This is a genomic window from Hydrogenophaga sp. YM1 (assembly GCF_016903055.1).
Taxonomy (GTDB): Bacteria; Pseudomonadota; Gammaproteobacteria; order Burkholderiales; family Burkholderiaceae_C; genus Hydrogenophaga; species Hydrogenophaga borbori.
Map to the genome: position 1 here is coordinate 2,644,667 of NZ_CP070223.1, position 11,841 is coordinate 2,656,507.

The 11,841-nt window shown below is 70.0% G+C and carries 13 protein-coding genes; 3 read left to right on the top strand and 10 right to left on the bottom strand.

Annotation, left to right across the window (positions count from 1 at the left end; all coding sequences use genetic code 11):
- Positions 1 to 19: 19 nt before the first annotated feature.
- From JNX00_RS12395 to mltG, 8 genes are all read right to left on the bottom strand, one after another.
- Positions 20 to 1,531 carry a tripartite tricarboxylate transporter permease gene (locus tag JNX00_RS12395; protein WP_070398415.1) on the bottom strand — a complete coding sequence of 504 codons (1,512 nt, stop codon included), beginning with the start codon at positions 1,529 to 1,531 and terminating at the stop codon, positions 20 to 22.
- 19 nt (positions 1,532 to 1,550) lie between these two features.
- Complete coding sequence (locus JNX00_RS12400) at positions 1,551 to 2,042, bottom strand: tripartite tricarboxylate transporter TctB family protein (protein WP_070398414.1); 492 nt, start codon at positions 2,040 to 2,042, stop codon at positions 1,551 to 1,553.
- 113 nt (positions 2,043 to 2,155) lie between these two features.
- Positions 2,156 to 2,794, bottom strand: a complete 639-nt coding sequence (locus tag JNX00_RS12405; protein WP_239478135.1) for an ankyrin repeat domain-containing protein — start codon at positions 2,792 to 2,794, stop codon at positions 2,156 to 2,158.
- A 53-nt stretch (positions 2,795 to 2,847) separates the two neighbouring features.
- Complete coding sequence (locus JNX00_RS12410; RefSeq protein WP_070398412.1) at positions 2,848 to 3,654, bottom strand: TatD family hydrolase; 807 nt, start codon at positions 3,652 to 3,654, stop codon at positions 2,848 to 2,850.
- Between the two features lie 72 nt (positions 3,655 to 3,726).
- Positions 3,727 to 4,098, bottom strand: a complete 372-nt coding sequence (locus tag JNX00_RS12415) for a PilZ domain-containing protein (RefSeq protein WP_070398411.1) — start codon at positions 4,096 to 4,098, stop codon at positions 3,727 to 3,729.
- A 96-nt stretch (positions 4,099 to 4,194) separates the two neighbouring features.
- Entirely contained in the window at positions 4,195 to 5,202 is a 1,008-nt protein-coding gene (locus tag JNX00_RS12420; protein ID WP_204742482.1) for a DNA polymerase III subunit delta', read from the bottom strand.
- Positions 5,199 to 5,840 carry a dTMP kinase gene (gene tmk, locus JNX00_RS12425; RefSeq protein ID WP_070398409.1) on the bottom strand — a complete coding sequence of 214 codons (642 nt, stop codon included), beginning with the start codon at positions 5,838 to 5,840 and terminating at the stop codon, positions 5,199 to 5,201. Before tmk ends, JNX00_RS12420 begins: the two co-directional genes overlap by 4 nt.
- Complete coding sequence (gene mltG, locus JNX00_RS12430) at positions 5,840 to 6,847, bottom strand: endolytic transglycosylase MltG (protein ID WP_175442811.1); 1,008 nt, start codon at positions 6,845 to 6,847, stop codon at positions 5,840 to 5,842. Before mltG ends, tmk begins: the two co-directional genes overlap by 1 nt.
- A 75-nt stretch (positions 6,848 to 6,922) precedes the next feature.
- On the opposite strand from mltG, the gene JNX00_RS12435 reads away from it, so the two are divergent.
- Entirely contained in the window at positions 6,923 to 7,837 is a 915-nt protein-coding gene (locus tag JNX00_RS12435; protein ID WP_204742483.1) for a folate-binding protein YgfZ, read from the top strand.
- Between the two features lie 2 nt (positions 7,838 to 7,839).
- Positions 7,840 to 8,661, top strand: coding sequence for an NRDE family protein (locus tag JNX00_RS12440; RefSeq protein WP_204742484.1), 822 nt, complete (start codon positions 7,840 to 7,842; stop codon positions 8,659 to 8,661).
- Here the strand turns inward: JNX00_RS12440 and JNX00_RS12445 are convergent.
- Positions 8,648 to 9,517 carry a YbgC/FadM family acyl-CoA thioesterase gene (locus JNX00_RS12445; RefSeq protein WP_204742485.1) on the bottom strand — a complete coding sequence of 290 codons (870 nt, stop codon included), beginning with the start codon at positions 9,515 to 9,517 and terminating at the stop codon, positions 8,648 to 8,650. The genes JNX00_RS12440 and JNX00_RS12445 overlap by 14 nt on opposite strands.
- Before the next feature lies 1 nt (position 9,518).
- Positions 9,519 to 10,502: an alpha/beta hydrolase gene (locus JNX00_RS12450; protein WP_204742486.1), complete on the bottom strand. Its 984-nt coding sequence runs from the start codon at positions 10,500 to 10,502 to the stop codon at positions 9,519 to 9,521.
- 84 nt (positions 10,503 to 10,586) lie between these two features.
- On the opposite strand from JNX00_RS12450, the gene JNX00_RS12455 reads away from it, so the two are divergent.
- Positions 10,587 to 11,729, top strand: a complete 1,143-nt coding sequence (locus JNX00_RS12455; protein ID WP_070398404.1) for an iron-containing alcohol dehydrogenase — start codon at positions 10,587 to 10,589, stop codon at positions 11,727 to 11,729.
- Positions 11,730 to 11,841 lie beyond the last annotated feature (112 nt).

Below are 11,841 nucleotides of genomic sequence, written 5' to 3' on the forward strand. Positions count from 1 at the left end.
TTTTCTGGTTGGGAGAGGATCACTCCTCCACGAAGGCCTCTTCCCTCTTCTTCTTCACCGCCGGCAGCAGCACGATCACCAGCAGCAGCAAGGCGGCAACCAGCAGCGAGGCGGAGATGGGTCGGGTGACGAACACGCCCCAGTCGCCGCGGGAAATCAGCAGCGCGCGGCGCAGGTACTCCTCCATCATCGGGCCCAGGATCAGGCCCAGCAGCAGCGGCGCGGCCTCGCAACCCAGCTTGATGAAGATGTAGCCGATCAGGCCAAACAGCGCGACCATCCAGATGTCGAAGCTGTTGTTGTTGGTCGAGTACACGCCCACGGCGCAGAACAGCACGATGGCCGGGTACAGCCAGCGGTAAGGCACGGTCAGCAGCTTGATCCACATGCCGATCAGGGGCAGGTTCAGGATGATCAGCATGGCGTTGCCGATCCACATCGAGGCGATCAGGCCCCAGAACAGGTCCGGGTTGCTGGTCATCACCTGCGGGCCCGGCTGGATGTTGTGGATGGTCATGGCACCCACCATCAGCGCCATCACGGCGTTGGGCGGAATGCCCAGCGTGAGCAGCGGAATGAACGAGGTCTGCGAACCGGCGTTGTTGGCCGATTCCGGCGCGGCCACGCCGCGGATGTTGCCCTGGCCGAACGGCACTTCACCGGGCTTGAGCTTGGTCTTCTTCTCGATGGTGTAGGCCGCGAAAGACGACAGCAGCGCGCCGCCGCCCGGCAGGATGCCCAGCGCCGAGCCCAAGGCCGTGCCACGGACCATGGCCGGGAACATGCGCTTGAAGTCCTCGGCCGTGGGCATGATGCCCTTGACCTTGCCGACGAAGACCTCGCGCTCGGACTCGTCCTGCGACAGGTTGGAGATGATCTCGCCGTATCCGAAGATACCCATGGCGATCACCACGAAGCTCACACCGTCGGTGAGTTCGGGCACGTCGAAGGAGAAGCGTGCCACGCCCGAGTTGATGTCGGTGCCGATCAGGCCGATGAGCAGGCCCAACACGATCATGGCCAGCGCCTTGACCAGCGAGCCCGAGGCCAGCACCACCGCGCCGATCAGGCCCAGCACCATGAGCGAGAAGTACTCGGCCGGGCCGAAGCTCAGGGCGATTTCGGTGAGCGGCGGCGCGAAGCCGGCCAGCACCAGGGTGCCCACGCAGCCCGCGAAGAACGAGCCGATGCCGGCCGCCGCCAGGGCGGGACCCGCCCTGCCCTTGCGCGCCATCTGGTAGCCGTCTAGCACGGTCACCACCGAGGACGATTCGCCCGGCAGGTTGACCAGGATGGCGGTGGTGGAGCCGCCGTACTGCGCGCCGTAGTAGATGCCGGCCAGCATGATCAGCGCCGACACCGGCTCCAGGCCGTAGGTGACGGGCAGCAGCATGGCGATGGTGGCCACGGGGCCCAGGCCCGGCAGCACGCCGATCAGGGTACCCAGCAGGCAGCCGACGAAGGCGTACAGCAGGTTCTGCCCGGTGAAGGCGACGCTGAAGCCCAGTGAGAGGTGTTCGAACAGTTCCATGGTGTTGTTGTCTCCGTGATCAGTGGCCCAGGAACCACGGCAGAACCGGGAACTGCAGATTGAGGGCGTAGACGAAAGCGCCGTAGCTGCCCACCGCGAGCACGGTGGCCAGCACGATCGATTCCTTGACCTTGTGGTTGGGTCGCGCGTAACCCGAGACGATGACCAGCGCGTAGATCGCCACGATCAGGCCGAAGGGCGGCAGGCCGATCGAGGGCAGGCCCACCAGCAGCACGCCGAAGACCAGGTTGGCCAGCAGGATGAAAACCAGCGGGCGCCAGGCGATGGCGCCGATCGAGCCGTCGTCGCCGCCCTTGGGCCGGCCGAACGACTGCAGAGTCACCACCAGCCCCAGCAGGGCCAGCACGATGCCCAGCAACAGGGGGAAGTAGCCCGGCCCCATGCGGGCGGCGCTGCCGATATCGAAGTTGGTGGCGCCCACCGCGAAGGCAATGCCCACGGCGGTGAACATGAGGCCGGACACGAAGTCCTTCTGGCTCGTTGGTTTCACGACGTCTGTCTCCTCGGGATGCAAAAAAAAGCTTGCGCATTGTCTGCGCATGGCCGCCCCATAGGCATGTGGGATACACCTATGGCTGACGTCAGCCTGACTGGCCGACGGTTTTACCAGCGACCGGTCGGCTGCTTGGCGCGGATGGCCGCGGCGATGGCCTCGGCGGTGTCGCCCCGCCCCGCCCGACGGGCGAAGTCGATGGCGCTCAGGCCCTGCTCGTTCTTCAACAGGGGATCGGCGCCCGACTCCAGCAACAAGCGCACCACCTGCGGATGGCCGTAGAGCGCGGCCATCATCAGCGGCGTGCTGCCGTTGGGCGACTGGGCGTCGATGTAGGCGTGGTGTTCCAGCAGCAGGTGCACCATGGGCACGGCGCGCTCGCTGGGGTGGGTGGCGGCGTAGTGCAAGGGCGCCCAACCGGGCTTGTTCACCTCGGCCTGGCGCTCGATGAGCCGGCGCGCCAGGTCCAGCTTGCCTTTGAGCGCGGCCATCATCAGCGGCGACTCGTCTTTGGCGTTGCGGACCTCCACCTTCAGCTCGGGCCGGCTGAGCAGGTACGTCGCGGCACGGTCGGACTCGTCCCGCAGCGCCAGGTACAGCGGGTGCTGGCCGCTGGGGTCCAGGGTGTTGAGGTCGAAGCCGCGCGCGGCGAGGTTGGCCAGGGTGTCCGGGTCGTTGCGCTTGATGGCGGTGAAGAAATCGTCGTACGAACTCGCCCAGACAGCGGGACTGAGAACGAGAAAGGACATTAATCCTTTTAAAACAATGCGCTTTTTCATTTTTCTCAAGTAACTTCTTGGACTCAGGTCGCCGTCACACGGTCGAACAGGCGCTCGAAATTGCGGCCGGTGGCCTCGGCCACGGCCTCCACGGACAGGCCTTTCAGCTCCGCCACCTGCGCCGCCACGTGCGGCACCAGGGCCGGCGTGTTCACCTTGCCGCGGTGCGGCACGGGGGCCAGGTAGGGGCTGTCGGTTTCGATCAGCAGGCGCTCCAGCGGCACCAGGCGCGCGGTCTCGCGCAGGTCGGCGGCGTTGCGGAAGGTCAGGATGCCCGAGAAGGAGATGTAGAAATCCAGGTCCAGCGCGGCTCGAGCGACCTCGGCGGTTTCCGTGAAGCAGTGGAACACGCCCCGGGCCGGGGCGCGCCCGTCGCCAGGGCCAAAACCGCCCTCCTCGCGCAGGATGTCCAGGGTGTCGTCCGACGCGCTGCGGGTGTGGATCACCAGCGGCAGCCCGGTCTGGCGCGCAGCGCGGATGTGCACGCGGAAGCGCTCGCGCTGCCAGGCCATGTCGGCCAGGGTCCGTTCGCCCAGGCGGTAGTAGTCCAGGCCGGTTTCGCCAATGCCCACCACCTTGGGCCGCGCCGCGCCGTCGAGCAGGTCTTGCAGGGAGGGTTCGCGCACGTCCTCGTTGTCGGGGTGGACGCCCACCGTGGCCCAGAGGTGGGCATGGTCGCGCGCCAGGGCATGGACCTCGTCGAATTCTTCCATCGTGGTGCAGATGCACAGGGCGCGACCGACCCGGGCGGCCGCCATGGCGTCCAGGATGGCGGGGAGCTGCTCGCGCAGCTCAGGGAAATTCAGGTGGCAATGCGAGTCGGTGAACATCCGCCAATGATCCCCCAAAAACGCTGTGCCTCACGGCCGGTGGCGGTGAGGCACAGGGGGAGCGGGCCCGGCTCAGAGCGTCTGCGTCTGGCGATCGGAGTTCACGTTGGCGCCCAGCACTTCCTCGATCTTGAGCTTGAGCTGCTTTGACTTTTCATCCGCCGGGAAGCGGATGCCCACGCCCTGGGTGCGCCCGCCCTGGGCCTTGGCCGGCGTGACCCAGGCCACCTTGCCGGCCACTGGGTAGCGCTGCGGGTCGTCGGGCAGGCTCAGCAGGACGTAGACGTCGTCGCCCAACCGGTACTCGCGCGAAGAAGGAATGAAGATACCGCCGTCGGCGAACAAGGGGATGTAGGCGGCGTACAGCGCGGCCTTCTCCTTGATCGAGAGCTGGATCACGCTGGGCCGCGCCGCGGCGCCGGCGGTGGCTGGGTTGGTGCTCATGGCGGTCGAGTGTACGGGCAAGGACCAGGTCGAAAGGTCGATAACAGAGCGCGGCGGTCGTGCAGTTTTCAGCGCGGCGTCGTGGCCGGTCGCCGCTCAGCGACGAGCGGTCGCCAGGGCCTGACGCGCCCGCGCGGCCCAGGCCTCTTGCAGCAAGCCGGCCTGGTAGGGGTGCTCCACGCTGCGGGCCGCCTGCGCGAGTTCGTCGGCCCAGCGCGCCAGCACGCGCCAGGGCGGCGGCGGCGGCAGTTGCTCGGCCGGAAAGAAGCGCGGCGCCGCGCCGGCCGCGCGCGCCATGAGGTCGTGGCAGAGCTTTTGCAGTACGTCGAGCTGGGCCGCGGGCGCCTGCTCGCTCAGCACCTTCCAGTCGCCGCGCGCCAGGGCCTGCGGCAGGCCGGCCCATTGCTCGGGCGTGAACCCACGCTGAGACAGCGCCAGGGCCTCGTCGGGCCGGCCACCGGACGCGCGCCACCAGGCCTGGGCCGCCGCCGGCGTCATCTCGCCACTGACCTGCAGCCAGGGCAAGGCCTCGGTCTCGTCGGGCCACTGCAGGGTGTGCGTCTGGCAGCGGCTGCGGATGGTGGGCAGCAGCAGGTGCGCGGCCTCGGTGGCGAGCACGAAGCGCACGCTGGGACTGGGCTCTTCCAGGGTCTTGAGCAGGGTGTTGGCGGCCTCGACGTTCAGCCGTTCGGCCGGGTAGACCAGCACCACCTGGGTGCCGCCGCGCGCGCTGGTGGTCTGGGTGAAGGCCACGGCCTGGCGCGCGGCCTCCACGCGGATCGCCTTGCTGGGCTTGCGCTTCTTGTCGTCGAGTTCGCGCTGGGTGGACTCGTCCAGCGGCCAGCCCAGCTCCAGGCTCAGGGTTTCGGGCAGCAGCGCGCACAGGTCGGCGTGCGTGCGCACCTCGATGGCGTGGCAGCTCGGACACTGCCCACAGGCGCCGTGCGGCTGGGGTCGCTCGCACAACCAGGCGCGGGTGAGGGCCAGGCCCAGTTCGTACTGGCCCAGGCCGGACGGGCCGGACAGCAGCACCGCGTGGGCGCGCCAGCCCAGCAGGGCGTGAAGCTGGCGTTGCAGCCAGGGGGCCAGGGCGGTATCGCTCATAGCCAGCCGCGCCGCTGGAAGGCCTCGCGCACGATCGCCGCCACGCGCTCGCGCGGTTGGTTGGCGTCGATGCGCACGAAGCGCGCGGGCTCGGCCTGGGCGCGCGCGGCGTAACCCGCGCTGACGCGCTCGAAGAAGGCCTGGGGCTGGGACTCGAAGCGGTCGGGCACGCGGGCACCGGCCAGGCGCTCGGCCGCCACGGCGGCCGGCAGGTCGAACCACAGGGTGAGGTCGGGCTGGCGCAGGCCGCCCTGCTCGCGCGCCTGCACCCAGCGTTCCAGCTGGCCCAGCACGGCCAGGTCGAAACCGCGGCCATGGCCCTGGTAGGCGAAGGTGGCGTCGGTGAAACGGTCGCACAGCACCACCTCGCCGCGCGCCAGGGCGGGCTCGATGACCTGCTGCAGGTGGTCGCGCCGCGCGGCGAACATCAGCAGCGACTCGCTCAGCGGGTCCATGGTGTCGTTGAGCACCAGGGCGCGCAGCTTCTCGGCCAGCGGTGTGCCACCGGGCTCGCGCGTGAGCACCACGCGCCGGCCGGCGGCGTCGAAGGCTTTGGCGAGCATGTCGATGTGCGTGGACTTGCCCGCACCGTCGATGCCCTCGAAGCTGATGAAAAGACCGGTGGTGGCGTTGGACATCAGCGGCGCAGGATGAAGCGCCGCACGGCGGCGTTGTGCTCGTCCAGCGTGGCGCTGAACTGGCTGGAGCCGTCGCCGCGCGAGACGAAGTACATGGCGTTGGTGCGCGCGGGTCGCACGGCAGCCATCAGCGAGGCCTGTCCCGGCAGCGCGATGGGCGTGGGCGGCAGGCCGGCGCGCGTATAGGTGTTGTAGGGCGAGTCGGTGTCCAGGTGCTGGCGGCGCAGGTTGCCGTTGAAGGCATTGCCCAGGCCGTAGATCACGCTCGGATCGGTCTGCAGGCGCATGCCGATGCGCAGCCGGTTGCTGAACACGCCGGCGATGCGGTCCCGGTCGGCCGGCAGGCCGGTCTCCTTCTCGATGATGCTGGCCAGGATCAGCGCCTGCTCGGGCGACTGCAGCGGCCCGTTCGGGTCGCGCTGGGCCCAGGCCTGGGCCAATCGCTCGTCCATGGCGCGCGCGGCCTGGCGCAGCACGGCGGACACCGGCGTGTGCTTGGCGACGCGGTAGGTGTCGGGGAAGAAGCGACCCTCGGGGTGCACGCCGGGCCGGCCGATGCGCTCCATCACCTGGGCCAGGTTCAGGCCTTCCAGGTCCTGGCGCAGATCGGGCGAGCGGCGCAGCGTGTCGATGGCCTGGCTGGAGGTCCAGCCCTCGACGATCAGCGCTTGGGTCATGGCCTGCTCGCCGCGCACCAGCTTGCCCAGCAGGCTGCGCGGCGTGGTGCCGGGAGCGATCTCGTAGACGCCGGCCTTGATGTCGCGCGACTCGCCCGAGAGGCGGAACCAGGCGTACAGCAACTCGGCCGGCGCGTTCACGCCGGCGGCCTCGATGCGGTTGGCCGCCGCGCGAGCGGAACTGCCCGCCGGAATCTCGAACTCGAGCGGCGCGCTGTCGCTGACCGTGGCCGGCAGGCTCAGGGGATGGTGGACCCACCAGTGGGCCGCCATGGTGGCCAGGCCCAGGAGCAACAGGGGGTAAACCACCAAATACTTGAACAGGCGCATGAAGGCGTGCTGAAGACAGGGAGAACGCGCCGGGCGGCGACGGCGCGACAGACGGGCCATGATAATTCAGCGCGCATGTCCCAGCCCTCCCCCCTCCTCCCCCTGAACGGCGTGGCCCCGCTCGGTTCGCTCGGTGTCATCGCCGCCGAGGGCGACGAAGCCGCCGCCTTCCTCCACAGCCAGCTCACGCAGGACTTCGCCCTGCTCGGCGTCAGCGAGGCCCGCCTGGCGGCCCTGTGCACCGCCAAGGGCCGCATGCTGGCCAGCTTCATTGCCTTCAAGCGCGCGCACGATCGCATCCTGCTGGTCTGCCGCCGCGACCTGCTGCCACCCACGCTCAAGCGCTTGCAGATGTTCGTGCTGCGCGCCAAGGTAAAGCTGCGCGACGCCAGCGACGGGTTCGCGCTGCACGGCCTGGCCGGCGAGGCCGTGCCCGCTGGCCTGGGCGCCGCCCCCTGGACCCACCTGGCCGACGGCGACACCAGCGTGGTCCGCCTGTACCCCGGCGCCGGCACGCCGCGCGCCCTGTGGGTGGGGCCGGCCGGGACGGCGCCAGCCGGCGCGGCGCTCAGCGAGGCCCAATGGGACTGGCTGGAGGTGATGAGCGGCGTTGCCACCCTCGGCCAGCCCGTGGTCGAGGCCTTCGTGCCGCAAATGCTCAACTACGAATCCGTCGGCGGCGTGAACTTCAAGAAGGGCTGCTACCCGGGCCAGGAGGTCGTGGCGCGCAGCCAGTTCCGGGGCACGCTCAAGCGCCGCGCCTACCTGGTGCAGGCCGACGCGCCGCTCCAGTCCGGCCAGGAAGTCTTCCACGCCAGCGACGCCGAGCAGCCCACCGGCACCGTGGTGCAGGCCGCGCCGAACCCGCAAGGCGGCTGGGACGCCATCGTGTCCATGCAGACCGGCTCCGCCGACGGCGCGGCTCTGCGGGCGGGCGAGGCCACCCTGCAGCTCCTGCCCCTGCCCTACCCCCTGCTGGAAGACATCTAGGCATGTGCCTGATCGCCTTCGCGATCAACGCCGCGCCCGGCGTGCCCCTGCTGGTGGCGGCCAACCGCGACGAGTACTGGGCCCGGCCCACGGCCGCGCTGCACCGCTGGGCCCTGGACGACGGCACCCCCGTCATCGGCGGACGCGACCTGCGCGAGGGTGGCACCTGGCTCGGTCTGAGCCCGGCGGGGCGCATCGCCTGGCTGACCAACGTGCGCCAGCCCGGCGCCGAGCGGCGCGGCCGCAGCCGCGGCGAACTGGTGGCGCGCTGGCTGCAGAGCGATGCCGACAGCACCGGCTTCATCGACACCCTGGACCCCGCCGCCTACGCCGGCTTCAACCTCGTGGTGGGCGATCTGCGGCGCGGCGAATGGGCCTGGATCGGCAATCGCCACCCCGATGCGCCCCACGCCGAGCAAGCGCCCGAGCGCCACTGGCGGGCCATCGGCCCCGGCGTGCACACCTTGTCCAACGCCACGCTGAACACGCCTTGGCCCAAGGCGCGCCGGCTCGCCCAGGCCCTGGGCGAGGCCCTGAACGCCAGCGACGAAACGCCCGCGCCGCTGGGCGGTGCGCTCATCGACACCACGCTCGCGTCCGACGCCGAACTGCCGCGCACCGGCGTGCCCGACGCGGTGGAGCGCGTGCTGTCCAGCCCCTTCGTCCATTGGCCGGACCACGCCTATGGCACGCGTTGCTCCACCGTGCTGCGCTGGGACGCCGACGGCGAGCTGCGCATCGACGAATGGACCCACGACGGCGCCGCAGCCACGCCCGCGCTGAGCGAGCGGGCGCACCGGCGCGAGCGGATCAGAGTGCCTTGACCATGGTCTGATGCGGAATGCCGGCTTCCTCGAACGCCTCGCCCAGCGGCACGAAGCCCAGTCGCGCGTAGAAACCCACGGCGCTGCGCTGCGCGTGCAGCCGCACCTCGCGGTCGCCACGCGCGCGCGCCGCGTCCATCAGCGCGAAGAGCACGCGCCGGCCCAGGTTGCCGCCGCGCAGCACGCGGTGCACGGCCATGCGGCCGATCTTTGACACCCCCGGCGCATCGCCGCGCAGCAACCGGCCCGTGGCCACCACGCGGCCCAGGCGGTTGCGGGCCACGGCGTGCACCGCGTCCGCGTCGGCCGCGTCCATTTCCAACTCGAGCGGTATGCCCTGCTCGCGCACGAAGACCTCGGCGCGCAGCTGGCTCGCGCCTTCGCCAAGCTCGGCCCAAGCGCTCACGCGCAGGTCCACCATGTCCTCGCCCGCCTCGTGGCCCAGCAGGATGGCGCGCAGCGAATCGGGCACAGGCCGCGAGCGCTGCGTGGCCGGATCGGCGAAAACGTAGACGATCTCGCCCGTGATGAGGTGTTCGTCGCCACGGAAGATCGCGCCCGTGAAGGCCATGGAGCTGGTGCCCACGCGGCCGCATTTCATCGCCACGTCGATCTGCTCGTCCGCGCGCGCCGAGGCGTGGTACTCCACCGTGGCCTTCACCACGTACAGATCGCCCTCGAGCGAGTGCATCGTCTCTTCGTAAGGCAGCGCCAGCGCGCGCCAGTAGTCGCTGATGGCGGTGTCGAAGTACATCAGGTAGTGCGCGTTGAACACGATCTTCTGCATGTCCACCTCGGCCCAGCGCACGCGCAGGCGGTGGAAAAAGCGGAAGTCGTCGCGGCTCAGTCGGGTCATGTCAGTGGTCTCCAAAAGCGCTTCTCAAGGCTCTCGCGGCGTGCTGGTGGGCGGTGCGCGCCTCGGGAATGGCGCGGCCGAACTGCACAAAGTTGTGCACCACGCCCGGGTAGATGTCCAAGTCGACCGCCACACCGGCCAGGCGCAGCCGGTCGCAGAAGGCCAGGCCCTCGTCCACCAGCGGATCGCACTCGGCCAGGCCCATCCACACGGGGGCCACGCCGTCCAGGTCCTTCGGCTCGCCATGCCCGTCGCGTCCGTCCAGCGGGGCGAAGCGCCAATCGTCGCGGTCGGCCGGGGTGCGCAGGTAGTGGCCAAAGAAATAGCGGATGGTCGGCTCGTCCAGGATGAAGCCTTGCGCGTAGGTATGGTGCGAGGGCGTGTCCTGGTGGCCCGCGCAGCCCGGATAGAAAAGCAGCTGCAGCGCCAATGGCCAGCCCGCGTCGCGCGCCTGCAGCGCTGTCACGATGGCCAGGGTGCCGCCCGCACTGTCGCCCCCCACGGCGATGCGCCCGGCGTCCAGCCCCAGGGCACCCGCCCGGCCGCGCAGCCACGCCAGGCTGTCCCAGGCGTCGTTCACTGCGACGGGGAACTTGTGCTCGGGCGCGAGCCGGTAGTCCACCGACAACACCGCGCAGTCCGCCTGGTGCGCCAGCGCGCGGCACAACGGCTCGTGCGTGGCCACGCTGCCGATCGTGAACCCGCCGCCATGGAAATACAGCAGCACCGGCAGGCCATCCGCCTCACTTGGGGCGAACAGGCGCGCGGGCAGCTCGGCGCCGTCGCGCGTGGGAATGCGCAGGTCCTGCACGCGGGCCATCGCCGGCGGCGAGATCTCGAGCACGCCGGCCCCGGCGGCATAGGCCTGGCGCGCCTGCTCGGGCGTGAGCGCGTGGAACGGCGGATGGCCGGCGCGCGCGATGCGGTCGATCACGCCGCGCATCGCTGGCGTCAAGCGCGAGCGCGGATTCGAAGGGTGGGACATGGGAGGGCTTGTCGGCTCGGCGACCGCGCTGGCGCATCGCGTCCGTATAGTTTTCGCTTCCCCGAACCATAACCGGAGACAGACGTGGCCCAGATCCTCTACGTGACAAACATCCTCATCGACTACGGGGCCTTGTCGCAGTTGCCCGCCGAATGCGAGCGCGTGGGCATGCGCCGTCCGTTGATCGTCACCGACGCCGGGGTGCGCGCCGCCGGCCTGCTCGACAGGCTGCAGGCCGCGCTGCAGGGCACGCCCGCTGCGGTGTTCGACCAGACCCCTTCCAACCCCACCGAGGCCGCGGTCCGGGCCGCGGTCGAGATCTACCGCCGCGAACGCTGCGATGGCCTGATCGCGCTCGGCGGCGGCAGCGCCATCGACTGCGCGAAAGGCGTGGCCATCGCCGCCGCGCACGAAGGGCCGCTCAAGACCTACGCCACCATCGAAGGCGGCTCACCCAAGATCAGCGCCGCCGTGCCCCCCCTGATCGCCGTCCCCACCACCGCCGGCACCGGCAGCGAGGTCGCGCGCGGCGCCATTCTCATCGTCGACGACGGCCGCAAGCTGGGCTTCCACAGCTGGCACCTCGTCCCCCGCACCGCGCTGCTCGACCCCGAACTCACCCTGGGCCTGCCGCCCCTGCTCACCGCCGCCACCGGCATGGACGCCATCGCGCATTGCATGGAAACCTTCATGAGCGCGGCCTTCAATCCGCCGGCCGACGGCATTGCGCTCGATGGCCTGCGCCGCGGCTGGGCCCACATCGAACGCGCCACCCGCGACGGCAGCGACCGCGAGGCCCGCCTGCACATGATGAGCGCCAGCATGCAAGGCGCCATGGCCTTCCAGAAGGGCCTGGGCTGCGTGCACAGCCTCAGCCACAGCCTGGGCGGCATCAACCCCCGCCTGCACCACGGCACGCTCAATGCCGTCTTTCTGCCCGCCGTGATCCGTTTCAATGCCGAGGCCGACAGCATGCGGCGCGAGCAGCGCCTGGACCGCATGGCCCAGGCCATGGGCCTGGCCGCCGGCGCCGACGTTCCCCAGGCCGTGGCCGACATGAGCGCGCGGCTGGGCCTGCCCAATGGCCTCGCCGCCATGGGCGTGGACCGCTCGCTGTTCGACCGCGTGATCGAAGGCGCCCTGGCCGACCACTGCCACAAGACCAATCCCCGGCTCGCTTCGCCGCAGGACTACCAGGCCATGCTCGAAACCTCGCTAACGGTCTGATTGGCAGGATGGTCGGTCGACTTATTTCCTAGCCCTTTTGTATTCTCAATTATGGAAAAATGACGACTTTTGGAGTGCTGTAATCGGCTTTTCAGGTGAGGAAAAGCCAAAA